At 62.2% G+C, this 18,978-nt stretch carries 22 protein-coding genes; 12 read left to right on the top strand and 10 right to left on the bottom strand.

The annotated features are described in order from the left end of the window. Nucleotides 1-504 precede the first annotated feature (504 nt). From ACOOE1_RS11705 to ACOOE1_RS11665, 9 genes are all read left to right on the top strand, one after another. Nucleotides 505-753, top strand: a complete 249-nt coding sequence (locus ACOOE1_RS11705; RefSeq protein WP_420402379.1) for a hypothetical protein — start codon at nucleotides 505-507, stop codon at nucleotides 751-753. A gap of 133 nt (nucleotides 754-886) precedes the next feature. After that, nucleotides 887-2,332, top strand: coding sequence for a multicopper oxidase family protein (locus tag ACOOE1_RS11700; RefSeq protein WP_420402378.1), 1,446 nt, complete (start codon nucleotides 887-889; stop codon nucleotides 2,330-2,332). Between the two features lie 118 nt (nucleotides 2,333-2,450). Next, nucleotides 2,451-2,885, top strand: coding sequence for a DUF411 domain-containing protein (locus tag ACOOE1_RS11695; RefSeq protein ID WP_420402377.1), 435 nt, complete (start codon nucleotides 2,451-2,453; stop codon nucleotides 2,883-2,885). 4 nt (nucleotides 2,886-2,889) lie between these two features. Then, complete coding sequence (locus tag ACOOE1_RS11690) at nucleotides 2,890-3,519, top strand: DsbE family thiol:disulfide interchange protein (RefSeq protein WP_420402376.1); 630 nt, start codon at nucleotides 2,890-2,892, stop codon at nucleotides 3,517-3,519. After that, nucleotides 3,516-4,187, top strand: coding sequence for a TlpA family protein disulfide reductase (locus ACOOE1_RS11685; RefSeq protein WP_420402375.1), 672 nt, complete (start codon nucleotides 3,516-3,518; stop codon nucleotides 4,185-4,187). The genes ACOOE1_RS11690 and ACOOE1_RS11685 overlap by 4 nt, the downstream gene beginning before the upstream one ends. Continuing rightward, complete coding sequence (locus ACOOE1_RS11680) at nucleotides 4,184-4,603, top strand: hypothetical protein (protein ID WP_420402374.1); 420 nt, start codon at nucleotides 4,184-4,186, stop codon at nucleotides 4,601-4,603. Before ACOOE1_RS11685 ends, ACOOE1_RS11680 begins: the two co-directional genes overlap by 4 nt. Next, nucleotides 4,596-4,829: a hypothetical protein gene (locus tag ACOOE1_RS11675; RefSeq protein WP_420402373.1), complete on the top strand. Its 234-nt coding sequence runs from the start codon at nucleotides 4,596-4,598 to the stop codon at nucleotides 4,827-4,829. Before ACOOE1_RS11680 ends, ACOOE1_RS11675 begins: the two co-directional genes overlap by 8 nt. Continuing rightward, nucleotides 4,777-5,580 (top strand): SCO family protein, encoded by an 804-nt coding sequence (locus tag ACOOE1_RS11670; protein WP_420402372.1) that lies wholly within the window; start codon nucleotides 4,777-4,779, stop codon nucleotides 5,578-5,580. The genes ACOOE1_RS11675 and ACOOE1_RS11670 overlap by 53 nt, the downstream gene beginning before the upstream one ends. Nucleotides 5,581-5,676: 96 nt before the next feature. Further along, nucleotides 5,677-6,417 (top strand): cytochrome c biogenesis CcdA family protein, encoded by a 741-nt coding sequence (locus ACOOE1_RS11665; RefSeq protein ID WP_420402371.1) that lies wholly within the window; start codon nucleotides 5,677-5,679, stop codon nucleotides 6,415-6,417. Between the two features lie 970 nt (nucleotides 6,418-7,387). Here the strand turns inward: ACOOE1_RS11665 and ACOOE1_RS11660 are convergent. From ACOOE1_RS11660 to ACOOE1_RS11615, 10 genes are all read right to left on the bottom strand, one after another. After that, nucleotides 7,388-8,032, bottom strand: a complete 645-nt coding sequence (locus ACOOE1_RS11660) for a malonic semialdehyde reductase (RefSeq protein ID WP_420402370.1) — start codon at nucleotides 8,030-8,032, stop codon at nucleotides 7,388-7,390. Between the two features lie 12 nt (nucleotides 8,033-8,044). Next, entirely contained in the window at nucleotides 8,045-8,914 is an 870-nt protein-coding gene (locus ACOOE1_RS11655; protein WP_420402369.1) for a dioxygenase, read from the bottom strand. Between the two features lie 30 nt (nucleotides 8,915-8,944). After that, nucleotides 8,945-10,249 (bottom strand): TRAP transporter large permease, encoded by a 1,305-nt coding sequence (locus tag ACOOE1_RS11650; protein ID WP_420402368.1) that lies wholly within the window; start codon nucleotides 10,247-10,249, stop codon nucleotides 8,945-8,947. Next, nucleotides 10,246-10,770 (bottom strand): TRAP transporter small permease, encoded by a 525-nt coding sequence (locus ACOOE1_RS11645; protein WP_420402367.1) that lies wholly within the window; start codon nucleotides 10,768-10,770, stop codon nucleotides 10,246-10,248. The genes ACOOE1_RS11650 and ACOOE1_RS11645 overlap by 4 nt, the downstream gene beginning before the upstream one ends. Before the next feature lie 34 nt (nucleotides 10,771-10,804). After that, the gene (locus ACOOE1_RS11640; RefSeq protein WP_420402366.1) at nucleotides 10,805-11,893 is read right to left on the bottom strand and encodes a C4-dicarboxylate TRAP transporter substrate-binding protein; all 1,089 of its coding nucleotides are present in this window, start codon (nucleotides 11,891-11,893) and stop codon (nucleotides 10,805-10,807) included. Nucleotides 11,894-11,954: 61 nt separating this feature from the next. Next, nucleotides 11,955-12,416, bottom strand: a complete 462-nt coding sequence (locus tag ACOOE1_RS11635; RefSeq protein WP_420402365.1) for an OsmC family protein — start codon at nucleotides 12,414-12,416, stop codon at nucleotides 11,955-11,957. A 3-nt stretch (nucleotides 12,417-12,419) separates the two neighbouring features. After that, a complete protein-coding gene (locus ACOOE1_RS11630) occupies nucleotides 12,420-13,280 on the bottom strand; it encodes a fumarylacetoacetate hydrolase family protein (protein WP_420402364.1) in 861 nt (286 codons plus the stop codon). A 31-nt stretch (nucleotides 13,281-13,311) separates the two neighbouring features. Next, entirely contained in the window at nucleotides 13,312-13,803 is a 492-nt protein-coding gene (locus ACOOE1_RS11625) for a GlcG/HbpS family heme-binding protein (protein ID WP_420402363.1), read from the bottom strand. 1 nt (nucleotide 13,804) lies between these two features. Continuing rightward, nucleotides 13,805-14,461, bottom strand: a complete 657-nt coding sequence (locus ACOOE1_RS11620; protein WP_420402362.1) for a GntR family transcriptional regulator — start codon at nucleotides 14,459-14,461, stop codon at nucleotides 13,805-13,807. A gap of 82 nt (nucleotides 14,462-14,543) precedes the next feature. Further along, nucleotides 14,544-15,158 carry a cupin domain-containing protein gene (locus tag ACOOE1_RS11615; RefSeq protein ID WP_420402361.1) on the bottom strand — a complete coding sequence of 205 codons (615 nt, stop codon included), beginning with the start codon at nucleotides 15,156-15,158 and terminating at the stop codon, nucleotides 14,544-14,546. Nucleotides 15,159-15,354: 196 nt separating this feature from the next. Here ACOOE1_RS11615 and dctP point away from each other — a divergent pair, with 196 nt between their 5' ends. The 3 genes from dctP to ACOOE1_RS11600 all read left to right on the top strand — a co-directional run bounded on the left by dctP (nucleotide 15,355) and on the right by ACOOE1_RS11600 (nucleotide 18,450). Next, the gene (gene dctP / locus ACOOE1_RS11610; RefSeq protein ID WP_420402360.1) at nucleotides 15,355-16,395 is read left to right on the top strand and encodes a TRAP transporter substrate-binding protein DctP; all 1,041 of its coding nucleotides are present in this window, start codon (nucleotides 15,355-15,357) and stop codon (nucleotides 16,393-16,395) included. Nucleotides 16,396-16,495: 100 nt separating this feature from the next. Beyond that, the gene (locus ACOOE1_RS11605; RefSeq protein ID WP_420402359.1) at nucleotides 16,496-17,134 is read left to right on the top strand and encodes a TRAP transporter small permease subunit; all 639 of its coding nucleotides are present in this window, start codon (nucleotides 16,496-16,498) and stop codon (nucleotides 17,132-17,134) included. Continuing rightward, complete coding sequence (locus ACOOE1_RS11600; RefSeq protein ID WP_420402358.1) at nucleotides 17,131-18,450, top strand: TRAP transporter large permease; 1,320 nt, start codon at nucleotides 17,131-17,133, stop codon at nucleotides 18,448-18,450. The genes ACOOE1_RS11605 and ACOOE1_RS11600 overlap by 4 nt, the downstream gene beginning before the upstream one ends. Nucleotides 18,451-18,978: the final 528 nt, after the last annotated feature.

The raw sequence follows: 18,978 nt of genomic DNA, 5'->3' as shown, positions 1-18,978 counted from the left end.
GCCAGCGCCGCCCGGCTTCAGGAAACCTGCCGCCTGTATCGAACACTGCGTCTGCACGCCCGCGACATCGCAAGGAGCGTCAGCTTCGCTCGCGGGCAATTTCCAGGTAGGCATCGGATAGCGCGTTCCGTTCAGTGTCGGTAACAGCGGACGTCCCTGCGCTGTCGATCGCCTCAAGTGCGCGCAGTAGGTGCTCGGCTACGTTTGACCGACCGTCGGCACACGCAGTTATGAAGAGCTCAAAAATCGCAGTCTCGAGTAAATCTCGACGAGGGCGCATTGCCAATCTCCTCCTGAGGTTTGCGCGATCCTCCGGCTTCTTTCAGGGGGAAGGTCAAGCTCCCAATTGCGCCAATCTCGTCAATATGCGACGGAATTTCTCTCGACCGCTTGTACAGTCAGGGATAAGGTTCCTATATGGGAGCCATGATCCGAGCTTTGGCCTTTATCGTCATACTGTTCTTCGCCGCTAGTACGGTTGCGCACGCTGTTCAGGCGTCGAGTATGTCAGCCGAGATGGTGATGACCGCCGATGGCGCGATGCCAGGCTGCGACGAATGCAATGACGACGACGCGGCCAGCAAGCTCGCATGCATGCAGGTGTGCGTTGCCCCTGCGGTGGCCATCCTCGGATCGGACACTCCGGTCGTCGTGAACGGCTCCGGCTACCTGATCCCGTTGGCTGCAAGCGAGAGCGACAGTCGGGTTACGTTTGCTGACCCCTATCCTCCCAGATCCCGCGTCCTGACCTAACGGAATTGGCTCACCTGTAAGGCGATCTGAATCCGTAGCGACGGTCCCGTCACGGACGTGATCGTCGTCTTGGACCGTGCGCGCCGCCTCGTGGCGAGCGTTCGCCAGAGTTCCATCGTTTCACAGGACGACGATGATGCAGACCAATACCAATGCGCCTTCGCGGCGCACCTTCCTAGCCGGTGCCGGTATGACAGCACTGTTGGCTGGGCTCCACTCAACCATTCCCTCAGAGGCTAGCTCCGCTACGCGCGAGTTCCGACTCCGCGCTGCCCCCGGGTCGGCACAGTTGGTGCCGACACAGCATCCTGAGACCGCCGTCTGGTCTTACGGGAGTGTTCCCGGGCCAGAGATTCGCGTCCGCCAGGGCGAAAGGCTGCGCGTCGTGGTGGAGAACGCACTCGCCGAGGCGACAACAGTCCACTGGCATGGCATGCGGGTGCCGAACGCCATGGACGGTGTACCCGACCTCACACAACGCCCGATCGCGCCCGGTGAGAGCTTCACCTACGAGTTCGATGCGGTTGATGCCGGGACCTTTTGGTACCACCCGCACAAACGCAGTTTCGAGCAAGTCGGGCGCGGCCTTTATGGGCCACTCATCGTCGAAGACCTCGACCCAGTTGCGGTCGATAGCGACGTGACTTGGGTACTCGACGATTGGCGGCTGCTGAACGATGCTTCTATCAGCGCCGACTTTGGCAACATGATGGACACGGGCATGGCCGGCCGCATCGGCAACACGGTGACGGTAAACGGGCAAGTCGTTGAGAGATTTCCGGTCCGGGCCGGCGAGCGTGTTCGGCTGAGGTTGATCAATGCCGCTAATGCCCGCATCTTCGCTCTCGATTTCGAAGGGCACGCTCCACAGGTGATCGCGCTTGACGGTCAGCCGATAGAGCCGCACACGCCCGAAAACGACCGGGTCGTGTTGGGCTCGGCGATGCGGATCGACCTACTGCTCGACATGACGGGAGCGCCCGGTGACAGGTTCAGGGTTACCGATACCTTCTATCAGGGCCTTGAGTACCGGCTGCTAGACCTCGCCTACGAGAACGAACCTCTACGTGAGCAGGCCCTCGACACGCCGGTGCGGCTGTCGTCGAACCCGCTCTCAGAGCCGGACCTTACTGCCGCCGAACGCCACACCGTCAGATTTGGCGGTGGCATGATGAGCGGGATGATGGACGGGGCCATGATGCGGGGAACCGGCCGGACGATGGGGAGCATGCCGGGCGGCATCTGGTCGGTAAACGACGTCGGGGCCACAGGCCATGCCATGAAACCGATGCTCACCCTGTCGCTCGGCCGCTCTTACGTGTTGGAACTTGCCAACGACACCGACTGGCACCACCCGATCCACTTCCACGGCCATTCGTTCCGGGTCCTGAGCCGCAACGGTGCCGCGACCCGATACCGCGAATGGCAGGACACGGTGCTGATGAAGCCGCGCGAGCGGGTGGAGATAGCCTTCGTCGCCGACAATCCCGGCGACTGGATGTTCCACTGCCACATCCTGGAGCATCAGGCTGCCGGCATGATGGGCGTCATCCGCGTCGCCGAGGCGGACCGGACATGAGCGGCGGACCGAACCTCGATCGTGCTCGCCAGCCTCGGTAATCTTGAAAGCTTCGCCGAGGAGGCGAGCTGATCCGCGCTCCAACCCAAAGCACCGTTCCATCGAAAGGACCCATCCCATGCTTCGACTGATTGCGCTTCTTGGTCTCCTGCTTGTACCGCTCGGCCAGGTGGAGGCCGCCGATCCGGTAAAAACCGCGACCCTCTACAAGAATCCGCAATGCGGCTGCTGCGAGGGCTACGCCGACTATCTGCGGCAGAACGGCTATGCGGTGACCGTCAAGCCGACCCACGACCTTGCAACCATGAGCCGCGAGGCCGGCATCGCCGAGGAATTCCAGGGCTGCCATCTCTCGTTCATCAACGGCTATGTGGTCAGCGGGCACGTTCCGGTGGCGGCCGTCAACCGGCTGCTCGCCGAGCGCCCTGCGATCAAGGGGGTGACCTTGCCGGGCATGCCAATGGGCTCGCCGGGCATGAACGGACAGAAGATCGCACCGTTCATCATCTACGAAATTGGCGACGGGACGCCCAAGGTCTATGCCGTCGAGTAGAGACATGGCCAACGCCGACAAAACAGCGCCGTCCGGTCCGCCGTCCATTGCCCCACGACGGCCGATCGGACGCCTGCTGGCGTTCCTGCCGCTCGTGGGCTCAATCATCGTCGGCGTTGTCTTCGCATGGGGCTTGACCCGCGACCCGCGAGAAATTCCGTCGGCATTGGTCGGCAAGCCGGTGCCGGCGTTCGATCTGCCGCCGGTCCAGGGGCGGTTACTCGGTCTGTCGGCCGCCGACCTCTCGGGTGAGGTTTCCCTGGTCAACGTGTTCGCCTCATGGTGCGCCGCCTGCCGTGAGGAACACCCGTTGTTGCTGGAGTTGAAGGCCGAGGGGGACATTCCGATCCACGGCCTCAACTACAAGGACAAGCCGGAGGACGCGGCAAGGTGGCTCGATACGCTCGGTGACCCGTATACCCGCACCGGCGCCGACCGCAGCGGCAGGGTGGCGATCGACTGGGGCGTCTACGGCGTTCCCGAGACTTTCGTCGTCAGCGCCGAAGGCCGGATCGTCCACAAGCATATCGGCCCGCTGACCCGCCGGGAGCTGGAAGAAACCATCTTGCCGTTGGTGGAGAGGCTGCGTTCCGGGGCGGCCAATCGGACGGTCGCAAGGGAGCTGGAGCCATGATTCGCCTCCAGCTTCTGTATCTCGGCTCGGCCATCGTCCTTACCATTGGGCTCTCGATATTCCTCGTTGCCGAATATCGAACCCGGCTGCCAGCAATATCGGACGCGAACCGTCGAACCGATCTGGCCAAAACGGCGGTTGCGCAGACACAATCGCCGGCTGCGATGACGCTGCATGACGAGCCGCAACCGCTTCCCGAACTGCGGTTTGAGGATGGGATTGGAGGGCCGCTCACTCTAGCCGATTTCCAGGGCAAGGTCGTGCTGCTGAACATCTGGGCCACCTGGTGCGGCCCGTGCCGCGAGGAGATGCCGACCCTCGATCGCTTGCAGACAGAGCTCGGCGGACCGGATTTCGAGGTCGTGGCGCTCTCGATCGATCATGCCGGTATCGACGCGGTCGATCGCTTCTATGCCGAAACCGGCGTGACGTCCCTTGCCCGCTACATCGATAGCTCCAGCAAAGCGGTGCGTGATCTTGGCGTATACGGCCTGCCCACCACACTGCTGATCGACCGCCAGGGCGCTGAACTCGCCCGGCTCGTCGGTCCGGCGGACTGGGACTCGCCGTCAATGACGCGGTTCTTCCGCCAACTGATCGGGCGCGAGGAAAGCACCGCCCGCCCCACCCCGACAGTCACCGTCAATGAAAGGAAATCGTTCTCATGACCGCTTCCACCCGGCCTTCAGAATATTCTCCGCCTTCGCTTGCTCAGTACCTGCTCGGACTGGCCCGGTCAAATATGGGAGGCCGCCGGGGTTATCTCGTCCTCGCAGTCCTCGCGCTCGGCGCCGGCTTGAGCCTGAACTGGGGCTGGCTCACCGCGATCGGCGCTGCGCCAATCCTCGTCAGCCTGTTGCCATGTGCCGCGATGTGCGCATTCGGCCTCTGTAAGAGCCGGGCCGGGGGCAAGTCGTGCTCGACAGGCGCGAGCCCCCGCGACGAGGCGCCCGACAAATATGCGACCGTGTCTGACTCGCAGCCGGACATGGTCACACACCAGATCCCGGTCAGCACCGTGGCGGTGCCGGTCGCGGATGCAGAACTGAAACCCGTGAAGAGAAGGAACAAGTTCAATGCGTAACTCGACGAAGATTTTCGCCAGCACGGCCTTTCTGGTTGCCAGCCTGGCCGTGGCCCCGAGCCTCTATGCCCACGAATCCAAGAGCTCGGGCGGCGCCATGATGACCCCCGAGATGATGGCCGGCTGCAGCAAGATGATGCAGGCGATGCACCAGGGAGGTGCAGACATGCCGAATGATCAGCATCACGACGGAGAACCTGACGCTGCGCCTTCGCCGAAAGGTTGAGTTTGGTAAGGGAGCCGGCCGCAAGCCGGCCAGCTCCCTACACATACGTGACCGAGAAAAGATAGATATGAGAGCAACAAGTACCCTGACTATGGCGCTGCCAGCCCTTTTAGCGCTTGGTTCGCCGGCCGCCGCCCATCACCCCGGCGACAAGCTGGACGAGGTGATGATAAGCAAAGAGCATTTCTTCCAGATGATCGACCGGCCGGCGCCGCCCTTCAACCTTGTCGATGCCGACGGCAGGCAGGTGGCGCTGTCCGACTTTGCCGACCGGATCGTCATCCTGCATTTTATCTATGCCGGTTGTCCGGACGTTTGTCCGCTGCACGCCGAAAAGATCGCGGAGGTTCAGCGGATGGTGAATATCAGCCCGATGAAGGATCGGGTGCAGTTCATCAGCATCACCACCGATCCGGCCAACGATACCCCCGAGGTGATGAAGGATTTCGGTCCGGCTCACGGCCTCGATCCGGTGAACTGGATTTTCTTGACCGCCGAAGAGAGTCAGGCCGAAGACGCGACCCGTATCCTGGTCAAGGCCTTTGGGCACAAGTTCAAGGCAACCGAGGACGGTCTCCAAGTTCACGGTGTCGTCACCCACGTGATCGACCGCGGGGGTCGATGGGCCGCCAACTTCCACGGCCTCCAATTCGATCCGATAAATCTGGTTCTGTACATCAATGGACTTACAAACAAACACCGGAAACCGCCGGAACCAACACTCTGGGAACGATTTCGCAGTTGGTTTTGATGGAGACGTTTTTCCTAGCGCGGGAGTTCGAAGGCTCCGACGCTCACGTCTATCTGTAGCAGTCCAACAACGTGAAATATCTGTAACAGTTGAGCTATGTGGCAAACTTCTAACATTGGCATTCTTACAGCCTTTGGGGCGGGGCTGATCTCGTTCCTGTCGCCTTGTGTTTTGCCGCTAGTCCCAGGCTATGTTTCCTATGTTGCCGGTCGGACAGCTGCCAGCGGGCCGGGCGGCGGCGGCGACACTCTCAGGCTGCCGGCAGTCGGACTGAGCGGGTGCTTTGTTCTTGGATTTTCGACAGTCTTCATCGTTTTCGGGGCGAGCGCTACCGCACTCGGTCAGCTTCTGATCAACTACCGATACGGGCTCAACATCGCCGGCGGCGCGATAGTTGTCCTGTTCGGCGTGTTCCAGATCGGCCTCGTTAGGCCCACCTGGATGCTGCGCGATTGGCGTTTCCACTGCGCTCTCCCTCCTGGACACCCGGTATCCGCTTATGTGCTGGGGCTCGCCTTCGCATTCGGCTGGACTCCGTGCATCGGGCCTATCCTTGGCGCCATTCTGACCTTGGGCGCGTCGGCATCGAAATTGTCCGACGGCGTCGTGCTCCTTGCCGCTTACGCGTCAGGCCTTGGCGTGCCATTTCTCCTGGCTGCTGTCTTCACCGATGCGCTTGCTGCACGGCTGCGGGTGATTGGTCGGGCTGGCCGCCTGATTCAGATGAGTTCTGGAGTCCTGATGATCGTCATGGGCGGTGCCGTGATGACCGGGCAACTGAGCGCTTTCTCCTATTGGTTACTCGACACGTTTCCGGTGCTTGCTGCCATCGGGTGATAGGTATCAAGACCAGGTGGCCAGCTATTGGTCTTCGTGAACGGCTCTGATCTGGGCGACGTATTGTAGGGCCGACTAAAGCCGGTTTAAAAGCGGACCGGCGGGGCTACAATTTGTATTTGCAACTGCGGCCTAATCGGGCCGAGTGATCAACATCACGTGTTGCCCCAGGCCGGCAACGAGAGCGTATGCGGCGCTGGAAGCATTCTGTCGCGCTGAAGCAATCCGTAGAAGCTGCGGATGTCCACTTTCCACCCAAAGCGGTCACCTGGCGAGCGGCAAAGACATCGGCCCTTGCGCCATTTTTGCGCCAAGGCTGACGCGAACAAGGGTGCACTAAGGAGAATGGATGTGTCTCAAAATAACAATGCTATCAGTGGCCTAAGACCAAAATCCTTGATTTTCCGCCAAATAAAAATCAGGCTCATAACCTGAAGGTCGCAGGTTCAAATCCTGCCCCCGCAACCAAATATATTAATACGCTAGCCCCGTCTCCCGACGGGGCTTTTTGCGTTCTGGAAACATATGGGAAGCAAAGCAATGGAGAATTAGCAAAGCAGACCAACATCATCGCGGCCTCTTGCTTCTGATGCGGTCAATTCAGATTCTTGGTTTTGAGGAAAGGAGGAAGTGGTCACAAAGCAGTTGCTCGGATTGCGTGGTCCTTCCAGCGGCTGAGAAAGAACCTGTCGGGCGGCAAGCTCTTGTGGACCTTCAGGCTTGAGCGCTATCGCTCTGGCTTTGTATCGGTCGACTTGGGCTAGATCCTGCTTAGTCTCTTCGCCTCGTGAAATGCCGTTGCGGCGACCGACTGCGCGGCATGGCTTTCCGGATGTTCATCGGCGAACGCCGCCATCTGGGATGGCTCAGGCGCATTCTGCGATATTGCGCGGGCCGTTCCCTGACCGGAACGAGGTGCGGTCTGGATCGTCCGAGTTTCGCGGCACCGGCTGCCTTTGTGAATAGGGTGTCACAAGAGCCCGCAAACCTCGTCGAACTCCAATCGTGGCAGGCGCTGGAACAGTCCCGTCAGGTCGGCGATGCCGAGGCAGCACAGGAAATTGGAGCGGATCGACGTGCTGGCGAAAAACGCCTTGTCCACAGCAGCATTGTCAAAGCCGGACATCGGACCTGTATCGAGACCGAGCGCGCGGGCGGCCAGGATCAGGTAGGCGCCCTGCAGGGAGCTGTTGCGGAACGCCGCCGCTTTTGCCTTGTTCGGGTCCGCCGCGAACATGTCCCTGTATTCCGGCTTGTGTGGAAACAGCCGGTCGAAATTCTCGAAATATGCCGTGTCGTATCCGATGATCGCGGTCACCGGTGCGCTCAGCACCTTCGGCTTGTTGCCGGGAGAGACACATTCGGCCAGTCTCGCCTTGTTCTCCCCGGTTCGAACGAACAGGTAGCGCGCCGGGCATCCGTTATTCGCCGTCGGGCCCATGCGGACCAGATCATACAGCTGCCGGATCTGATCGTCAGTGACCTGCGCGTCGGTCCATTTGTTGTGCGAGCGCGCCCCGCGGAAGAGAAGATCGAGCCCGTCGGCGTCGAGCGCGCGAACCCGTGACCGCAGAACCGCGACCTCTTCCTGGGCCGCCCTGATCGCGTCTGTCATGCACCTGTCCTCTTATTTTTCTGCAAGCACGAAATCAAAATCGACCATGAGATACGGCGTGGCGATCGTGTCGCGTATTTCGAGGTCTGCCGGCAGATCGTCCCGCGACTCGTGTGGTTCGTAATGCATGACGATCCCCTCCCGGACGCCGAACACCGCGTCCTCGTCGAGATAGGGATCGTTATCCGGGAACAGCTCCGTGACGAGGCTGCGGTATCCCGGCGCCCTGACGATGATGTGGAGATGGGACGGGCGCCAGGCATGCCGGCCGGTTGCCCGAAGCATTTCTCCTCCGGGGCCGTCGGTCGGAACCTCGTAGGGGACCGGCCGGACAGTCGAGAAACAGTAGCGGCCGTCCGCGCCGACAACCTGACGGGCGCGCAGATTGTATTCCGACTGATTCTCGTCCTGGCTGGAATAGAGCGCGTTGGCGGCGGTCTGCCAGATTTCGAGTTCGGCCCCGGCAAGGATCTCCCCCTTTGCGCCCTTCACCCGTCCGCTGACCACGAGCGGGTCGCCTTCATTGTTCCGGATCAGATCGCCACCGACAGGCAGGAGGGGCGCGCCCAGCACATGAAACGGCCCCAGCACACTGGAGGGGGTCGCGTCCTCGGACGAATGGATCATGTCGACCAGCGAGGAGAGACCGAGCAGGTCGGAAAACAGCACGAACTCGTTGCGATGCGCGTCCGTGATGTGCCCGGTCCGCGTCAGCAGGTCGATGCCACTGCGCCATTCCTCGTGCGTCAGTTCGGTCTCCCTGGCGAAAGCGTGCAGGTGATGCACCAGACGTTCCAGAATGAAGCGCAACCGCGGTTCAGTATCTGCCGCGCAATAATCCATGAAGGCCTGGGTGATGGTCTCTTTGTTCACGTTTCTCATGGGATGAACTCCGGGGCTTCGGCGGGGCGGTCAGGGCAGCAGGCCCGTGCTCAGGACCGGGAACCTGATGATCAGGATCAGCACCACGAGCATGACGGCGGCAAAAGGCAGGGCGCCGATGAAGACGTCCTTCAGGGCAATGCGCTGGTCGCTCAGCGTCGCCTTGATCGTGAAGCAGGACAGGCCGAGCGGCGGTGTCAGCAAGCCGATCTCGGCGCCGATGACGGTAACGATGCCGAACCAGATGAGACTCATGCCCATGGGTTCGACCAATGGCAGGAAGAGCGGCACGACAATGAGGATGATCGAGGCCGTGTCCAGCAGGGTCCCGAGGAACAGCATCAGCACCACATAGGCTGCCATCACCCAGAAATAGTCGAGCTGGCTGGCCTCCAGAAGCGCCCCCAGCTCGTTCGGCAATCCGGCGAAACCGAGCATGCGGCTGTACATCGAGGCCGCGGTGATCAGGAAGAGGATGTTCGCCGTTATGTGGCCGGTCTCGATCAGTGTTCGCCAGAAATCCCGCAGGCTCATGCGACGGGCCAAAACGGCGAGCAGGAGCGATGCGGCGGCGCCGACCGCTCCGGCCTCCACCGGGGTGAAGAAGCCGGCATAGATGCCGCCGAGCACAAGGAGGATGAGGAACAGGACCGGCAGGGTCTTGCGGGCCGTCTCGCTCCAGGTCATGGAATCCTCGCCCGCTGCGGAACCGCCGACAAATCCCGGCGTCAGCCGCGCCATGACGGCGATGGCGAGCACGAAGGCGGCCGCCAGCAGCAGGCCGGGCACGATCCCGGCAATGAACATGTGACCGACCGACTGCTCGGCAACAAAGGAGTAAATGATCAGCATGGCGCTCGGCGGGATGATCATGCCGAGCACCGACGAGCCGGCGACCACGCCGACGGCGAAGCGCGGATTGTAGTCGAGCCGCAGCATCTCCGGGACCGAGACCCGGGTGAACACGGAGGCGGAGGCGATCGAGGAGCCGGTCACGGCGGCGAACATCGCGTTCGCGCCCACCGTCGCCATGCCGATCCCGCCCTGCATGCGGCCGAACAGCTGATTCATCACCGAGTAGACATCGGTCCCGAGACCCGCGCGCGAGACCACGAGCCCCATGAAGGTGAACAGCGGGATCGTCGCGAAAGTGTACTCGGTCACGCTGTCCGAGATCGCGATCTTCAGAAGGTTCATCGCCAGGGTAGCGTTGTCGCGGATCAGCCAGATCCCGACAAAGGACACGATGCCGAGCGCGATCGGCACGTAGAGGCCGAGATAGATCAGGCCGACAATGAGCAGGAGGGAGATCGTCCCGATTTCGAACGGACTCATGACGCGCCCCCCGTGCGCGGCTGCAGGATGTTCAGGATCCATCGCAGACCGCACATCACGGCGCCGAAAAGGATTGCCAGCTTTATCGGCCAGGCCGGAGCCGTGAAAACGCCCGGCGTGCCGACATAGTCCTGCGTCTCCCAGGCCTCCAGGACTTCCGGATACATGGTGATCGCGATCAACACCATGAGAAGTGCGGCGAGGCCGTCGAGCGCCCGCCGGATCCAAACGCCGACCTGCGGGGCACTCTCGTCGAGGACCTGCAGAAGGCCGTCGGATCGGGTCAACCGCCCGACGCGCACGACGTCCGGCAATTGCAGGAACACGATGAAGACCACGGAAAACTCGACGAGTTCGACGCTGCCTTTCAGAGGCGCATGGAAGACGCCGCGGGCAATGACGTCGATCACGACCGTGACGACGAGGAACAGGACGAAGAGCGAGCCGCAGGCGTTCGCCAGGATGGTCACCCTGTCGACAGCCCCCGACACGCTCTCGATCGGTCTTCCGGAGATGTTCATGTGCCGATTGTCCGCGTGACCGGCGTGGCCGGCCTCACTTCAGGTCCGCCGTCCAGTCGCGGGTCGGGGCCTCGCCGGCCGCTTTCAGTTTCGCCATGTAGGCCCGCAGCATCTCCTTGGCGGGAACGCCTTCGGCCTCCAGACCCTCCGCCCATTCGGCGGCGATGTTCGGCATGGCCTCTGCCCATGCCTTGCGTTGCTCGGCGGAGAGCTCGACGATCGTGCCGCCATCGGCGACGAACTTCGTCTCGCTGGCCTCGGCCCTCTGCATCGCGATGCCGGCAATCCGGTCACGGTAGTCCGTCGCAACTGCCTTCAGGACGTCCCTGACCTCCTGGGGCAGCTTCTTCCAGGTGTCCATGTTGACCGTAACGGATTTCGTGTTCACCGCGCCGAGGTTGGCTTTGAGCATGTAGGGCGCGACCTCGCCGATCTTGAAGGTCTTCGCGGCTTCGGGCCAGAGCATCGCCTGGTCGACGACGCCGGTCTGCAGCATGTTGTAGAAGTTGGTCAGGCCGCCGCGGACCCCGGCCGCGCCGACCCCCTCCAGATACCTCAGGTTATAGCCGGCACCGGCCACTTTCCTGCCGTTCAGGTCGGCGATCCCGCTGACCGGTACCCGCGAGAAAACCTGATAGCTGTCGAGCACCACGCCATTGGCGAGCAGGACCTGGTTCTGTCTCTCGAAGGCTTCGCCCATATGCGGAAACTCCGCGGCGATCTCGTCGACCGCCTGAGCCACGGTTCCGGCATCGGAACTGATGAACGGAGTGACAAAGGCAATCCCCTGCAGCGGCAGTTTCGAGCTGTGGAACACGGTCGTCACGACGCCGATATCGCCGAGACCGAGCTTGATGCCCTCAAGCACCCCCTTCGGCTTTACGATGGTGCCGCCATAGGCTTCCTGCCACTCGATCTTGTAGGCGCCTCCCGCGGCGAGGCGCTTGTTGACCTCGGGGAGAAAGTATTCCGAGAATTCCTTGACCCACATCGCGCGGGCCGGATAGCCGTCGATCGCGACCAGCTTGATCGTCTCGACAGCCTGAACCGGTGTCGTGGCCGCAGCGGCGAGGAACACGGCCGCGCCCGCAGTTCTCTTCAGAACAGTTTTCAGATTGATCATGTCGTCCTCCCTTCGTGGGCCCGCCGGTTTTCCGGATTTCTCGGGCCTTTGTTGCGCTGTCCTAGGTCCCGGCTTTCTTCCAGACCTCGCTGATCTCGGTTCCGGCCTGACGAAACAGCTTCGCGACCGGACAGTATTTGGCGACTTCGGACGCAACCCGGGCCAGGTCCCCTTCGCTTGCGCTGCCGTCCGCCTCGACGATCATTTCGATGCTCTTGAACGGAACATCGATCTCCTCGGTCAGCGTGACGCCGCGCCGGTCGAACCGGCAGTCAACCGAGATCGTCAGGTGACCGATATCCACGCCGAGGCTGGCCGCGCACTTGTTCGCGATCACGTTCGTGCATCCGGCAAGCGCGGCGAGCGCGGTTTCCGTCGGCGCCGGGCCTGCATTGGTGCCGCCGCGGGCTTCCGGCTCATCGATCACGCTGGTCACGTCGCGCACCGAGATATCGGTGCGCGAGTGCGACGCTCCGACGCCTGAAACGGACGTCGTTACGGTCATCTTCGGCGTGATCTTCATGGTTCAGCCCTCTTCGGCGATCGGATTGCGGAGCACGCCGATCCCCTCGACCTCGATCTCGACGACATCGCCGTCCCGCATCCAGACGGGAGGCTTGCGGGCATAACCGACGCCTTCCGGGGTCCCGGTGGCGATCAGGTCGCCCGGCTCCAGGGTCATGGTCTGGCTCAGCAGTGAGATCGTCTTGGCGACCGGGAAAATCATGTCGCTGGTATTGGCATTCTGCATCACTTCGCCATTCAGGCGGGTCTGGATCTGCAGACCGACACAACCGGCGGGCAGTTCGTCCGGTGTCACCACTTCCGGGCCGATCGGGCCGGTGCCGTCGAAGTTCTTTCCGATCGTCCACTGGGTCGTGCGGCGCTGGTAGTCGCGCAGCGTCGCATCGTTGAAGATGGAATAGCCGGCGACACAATCGAGAGCTTGTTCTTCGGTGACGTTGTGCGCCGTCTTCCCGATCACGATCAGCAATTCGCATTCGTAGTCCAGGTTGCCCGACAGTTTCGGGCGGATGATCGGCGCATTGTGCGGGATCAGCGACAACCGGCTGCGCATGAAGATGTCGGGATAGCTCGGCGGCTCCGCCCCGCCTTCCTTGGCATGGGCCGCGTAGTTCCGCCCGACGCAGAGGACTTTCGGAGGATCGGCGATCGGCACGCAGTACTCGATCGAGCCGATCTCCAGGGTCTCGCTCGCCCCTTCAACGGCGACCCGTACCTTGTCCATCGCCTCCGGCCCGGCCCGGAGCAGCGACAGCATGTCGCGCGGCAGGTCCGGAGCGGCACGCGAGAGGTCCACCGCCTTGTCGCCCAGCCTTGCGCCGAGGGTCGGGGTCCCCTGTTTGTTGAAAGTGAAGATCCGCATGTTGTTTTCCTTCTTGTTTAAGCGAGCGGTTTCAGAGCGATGCGTCCTGCCAGTTGTCCGCCGGCTCCGGCGGGTTCGGGCTGAGGCCGGCGCTCTTGATGCCGGCAATTGCCGCAAACTCGTCCCTGTCGGAGGCATCTCCGCTGACGCCCACCGCGCCGACGGCCTGGCCGGCCGCGTTCAGGATCAAAACTCCGCCGGGAACCGGAATGAACCTGCCGTCGGACGCCGCGGCGATGGCCGACTGAAAGGCGGGGCGGTCCTTCAGGCGATCGCGAATTGTCCGGCTCGGAATGCCCATGCCGAGCGCCGCTGCGGCCTTGCCGATGGCGATATCGCCCCTGACGGTGCCGCACCCGTCTTCCCGCTGGAAGTGAACCAGATTCGCACCAGAATCGAGGACCGCGACCGTCAGGGGCAGCAACCCCGCCTCCCTGCCGGCGGCAAGGGTGCCGTCGCAGACTGCGCGCGCTTGCTCCAGGGTCAGCGTGGAGGCGACATCGACCAGAAAGTAACCGCTCATTTCATTCTCCCCGGCGAAGACGCTCTTCAAGGAAGCGGCCCGTCTTCTCGTAGTGGCTGATCAGGAGCGAAACGGCGGTGTCGGCATCGCGGTCCAGGGCCGCGTTCAGGATCGCCTCATGCTCCTCGTTGATGTGGCGGCTCGGATAGGCCGAAGGGCCCGCGATCATCCGGTAGCGAACATTCTGGTCGTAGAGCTGTTCGCAATAGCGCAGGAGAATGGATGAGCCACAGGCCGAGATAAGGGCCATGTGGAACCGCTTGTGGCGGACTTCCCATTCCGGGTTCGCCTCGAACCCCTCGGCGCCGCGGGATCTCGGGAAACGGGACATGTGATGATGCGCAAGGACGAGGGCTTCTTCCCAGGCCTGATCCCCGTGGGCGAGGGATTCCGACAGGGCCCGTTCCTCGAGCCAGCACCGGGTCTTCAGCAACTCGCCGAACTCGCTCCGGCTGACGACGGCGACCCGGAAGCCCCGCTGGTCGATCCGCTCGACCAGAGCGTCCGAGGTAAGCAGGCTCAGGGCCTCGCGAACCGGCGTCGCGCCGACGTCGTAACGCATGCTGAGATCGCCGATCTTCAGCTTGCGCCCCGGTTCGAGAAAACCGGAAAGAATGTCCGCGCGGATCCGGTTCGCCGTCAGCGCGGTGGTGGACATGGTTTCGCTCTCCGATGTCGGGAGAGGCGCCGTTCCGCTGTCCTGTCCGGTGCCGATATACATCTCCTGCCCCGATGCCGCCTCAGATCCTCACGATATGTTCCCGAAACCGATGGTTTGTCTGCAGCTTCGGCTTGTCGTGATCCTCGTCGTTCAGATACTTGATCGACGGCTTGCCAAGATAGTCCCGGGGCAGCATGTGGGCGCGCACGAACCGGCTTTCCCGGTCCGGCACATTGAATGCGGTAACCGGCGAATTGGTCTCCTCGAACCATGCCTCGCCCGGCGCAATGGCGGTGCTGTGGTCGTCCGTCCGGATTTCCAGCGCCCCCTCGACCAGATACCGGTAACCCGGCCCCGGATGAACGTGCCGGTAGGCGATCGCCCCGGGCGGGAAACCGACCGTATCGAGCCGAAACACATACTCGCCCGGAGCAAGGCCCAGCCCGGAGGTTGTCTGCAGCATGCAATGTTCCGGGGACGCCGCAGGCGCGGCCCCGATACTCCAGACACATATCCGGCCGGATCCCCGGAGCGAATCCACCCCGGTTTCGGAGACGAATTCCGTCGCCCCTTCCCCGAGCGTCTCATCGCCGAACCGGAAGGAGCCGGCCTCCACATAAAGCATCGCCGGCGCGCACCGGATCCGGACATCCATCTGCTGCGAGACGTCGCTCGCGAACACCTGAAGGGTCATGTGCGGTTTCTCTATCATGCCATCATTTAAAACATGCTTTTTGCGCCGGAACCAGAAAAAATCGATTTTTTTGATTCTCACACAAAAATATGTTTAAGCTGACATGCAAACCGGATCAGGCCGCGCGGAAGTGGGTGGCCCGTTCGGCATCTGGAAAATAAAAATGTTCGGTTTCAATGCGATGGGAGGAACCACCATGCGTCTCAAGATAATTTCGATGATGGCGGCGACCGCGGCGCTGCTCGGCATCGCGCCGCCAAGCCAGGCCGCGGTGGACGGTCCGGATGTGTTCTGGAAGCTGTCGATGTGGGGCAATCCGCGGGCCTTGTCCGTGGGCATGGAGCGGCTGGCGGAAAAGGTCGCGGCCGAGACCAACGGCAAGTTCAAGATCAAGATCTTCTATGGCGGCCAGCTTTCGAAGTCGCGGGAGAATCTCGACGGCCTGAAGCTGAACGCCTTCGAGGGCGCGGCGTTCTGCAACTTCTACCATCCCGGCAAGAACCCGGCCTTCATGGTGTTCTCTTTGCCGTTTCTGCCGCTGGGCGACCCGCGCGTCGACAAATATGTTCGCTCGAAAATGATGAGCCATCCGGCCATGATCGCCGACATGGAGAAATGGAACGCGATTCCCTACGTGTCCGGCCTGCTTCCCCAGTATGAGATTCTGGGCAAGGGCGAGCCGCCGCTGACGCTTGAAGCTTGGAAGGGCATGCGGGTCCGTGCCGGTGGCGGACTCGGTTCGGCCATGGAAAAACTGGGTGCCGTGCGGCAGACGCTGCCGGCGGGCGAAACCTCGACCGCGTTCCAGCGCGGCGCGCTCGATGCCGCAGCCTTCCCCTATACCTATGCCCATGTCGCCTTCAAGATCTCCGACGAGGCTGACTGGTACACCTCGAACCTGACGCCGGGCACCTCCGAGTGCGGTTGGGTCTTCAACAAGACCGCCTACGGCAAACTGCCGAAGCAGTATCAGGATCTGCTGATGGGGATGCGGGACGAGGTCATGGACGCGACCCAGGCCGCCTATGCGGAGCAGGACAAGAAGAACCTGCCGATGTTCGAGAAGACGATGCACAAGATCACCTATGACGACGCCACGCTCGAGGAGTTCCGCAAGGTCGCCGGTCAGCCGGTCTGGGAGGAGTGGATCGCGGACAACGCCGACAAGTTCGATTCCCAGGGCGTCTTCGATGCGATCTGGCAATACGCAGAGGAAGCGAAAGCGACGCTCAAATAGCGCCACTTACCATGCGGCAATCCGGGCGGCGGTCGCGTCGCCCGGGCAGCCTTTTCCGAAAAGCGGTAGCCGGCACAATCGGTTGAAAGAGTTTAGCTAGATGTCATTCACGACACCGGGCTCCAGTGAGCCGGAAGGATTCGCGTCATTCATTCTGCGCGCCGACAAGACCCTGTCGCCGGTCGAGAATGTCGCCAATTTCGTTGCCGGAGCCGCGGTGTTCCTGTTGATGGCCCTCGGCGTTCTGCAGATCCTGCTGCGGAGCATCTTTAACAATCCGATCGTCGGCTATATCGACCTTGTCGAGCTTTCGATGGCGCTGCTGGCCTTCCTTGGGGCCGCCTATTGCCAGCGTCTCGGCGGCCATATTCGCATGGACATCCTGGTCGGAAATCTCGAAGGACGCCTGCTCTGGTTCGTCGAGAGCCTCGGCACCCTCCTGGCGCTCTTCATTATCGGCGTCATCATCTGGTTCGGCTGGGATCACTTCCTGCGCGCCTACGAGCTCGGCGATACCACCATCGATGCCGAGTTTCCGGTCTGGCCCTCCAAGCTCCTGGTGCCGGTGGCCTTCGCGATCTGGTGGATCCGCCTGGCGATCCAGTTCGCCGGCTCGCTCCGGCTGCTGATCGACCCCGCCCTGGCGCCGGCCGGGGTGGTGCTGCACAAGGATGCAGCCCAGGTCGCCCAGGACGAAATCCGCGAATCCCTGGGTGACGTCGAGGAGACGGACCGATGATTATCGGCATTGGTTTCGACGATCCGTTCCTGGTCGGCCTGATCGGGGTCGGCCTGCTCTTCGCCATGGTCCTGCTCGGCGTGCGGATCGTCTACGCGGCCTCGATCGTCGGCCTCCTCGGACTGGTCGAACTCCTCGGATGGGGGCCGGCGGCCGGGATTGTCGGCACCGTCCCGCATTCAAAGTCCTCTACTTACGCCTTGAGTGTCCTTCCGCTCTTCATTCTGATCGGTTTCCTCGCCTTCCATGCAGGCATGACGCAGCAACTCTTCGACGCCGCGCGCAAATGGATCGGCTGGGTTCCGGGCGGACTTGCCGTCGCGACGGTCTTTGCGACCGCCGGGTTTGCCGCTGTGTCCGGTGCGTCCACGGCGACCGCGGCGGTCTTCGCGCGGGTCGCGATCCCGGACATGCTGAAATACGGCTACGACAAATCGATGGCGGCCGGCGTGGTCGCGGCGGGCGGTACGCTGGCGTCGCTGATTCCGCCCTCGGCCATCCTGGTCATCTACGCGATCATCGTCGAGGAGTCGGTGGGCGCCTTGCTCTTGGCAGGGTTTCTTCCGGGACTGGTCTCCGCGCTGATCTATGCTGCGATCATCATCCTCTGGGCCAAAGTGAAGAAGGATGTCGGTCCCCCGGTGAGCGGCTTTACGTTCGGCGAGCGTGTCCGGTCTCTGCCGGGGATCATGCCGATCTTCGCCGTCGTGGTCATCATCATCACGGCGATCTATGGCGGTTGGGCGACACCGACCGAGGCCGGCGCTCTCGGCGCTGCGATCGTCTTGCTGATGGCAGTATGGCGCGGCGTAAGAGCGCCCTCCATCCGCGATGCGCTCATGGAGACCGCCAAGCTCACGGCGATGATCTTCGCGATGATCTGGGGTGTCCTGATCTTTGTCCGCTTTCTCGGATTCTCCGGCCTCCCGGAAGCTTTCACCCAGTGGGTCCTGTCGCTGGATGCCGACCCCATGGTCATCATGATCTGCATCCTGCTGGCCTATGCCGTCTTCGGCATGTTCATGGATGCGATCGGGATGCTGCTCCTCACCCTGCCGGTAGTCTATCCCGCTGTTATTGCCCTCGGCTTCGATTCCATCTGGTTCGGCATCATCGTCGTGAAGATGGCGGAGGTCTGCCTGATCACACCGCCGATCGGCTTGAACTGCTTCGTGGTGAACGGTGTGCGGCCGGATATCCCGCTGACCACCGTATTTCGGGGCATCATCCTGTTCTTCATCGCCGATGTCATCACGATCGGGGTTCTCGTAGCCTTTCCCGAGATCATCACGTTCCTGCCGGAGCTGCTTCTGTGAACGAACGGCGCAACGGAAGCTGGTCAGGCCGTTCCACTGAACGACAAGAGCTTACAGGAGTCCTCACCATTGAATGGGCCGTCGGTGTAGTCCGGACGTCAATTGGCTCTTAGATCCTGAATTGCGTTCGGTATAAGTGGTATCCTGCCTCCGAAACCAGCAATATCAACGGCTTACGCAACCAAGCGTGAGCCGTTTTTTGTTGCCTCGATGCAGATCAAGAAAATGCAAGAAAACCGAAAGCGGATCAGGCGCTCAATCCATGGTCGCGGCAGGGCAACCGACTGACCTCAGCCCCGCAAACTCCCCCGATCCCGGGTAGGGGCCGCCATCCAGGAGACGGATTCATGAAGCGGAGTCGGTTCGGCGAAGCGCCCGGGCCAGGCGACTGCGGGTTCGTGCCCTGGCAGATCGGTGCCGTGGCATCGCAACGTCCGGCCGTCGGCATCACGCCGCCGCGCTCTGCGGCGGCAGCGGATCATCCCGCGCCCTGCAACTTCAGGGCCGGGGACCGGCCCTCCCGAGGAC

The sequence above is a fragment of the Nisaea sp. genome (genome assembly GCF_965216895.1).
GTDB lineage: Bacteria > Pseudomonadota > Alphaproteobacteria > Thalassobaculales > Thalassobaculaceae > Nisaea.
This window is presented reverse-complemented; position numbering and strand designations above follow the sequence as displayed.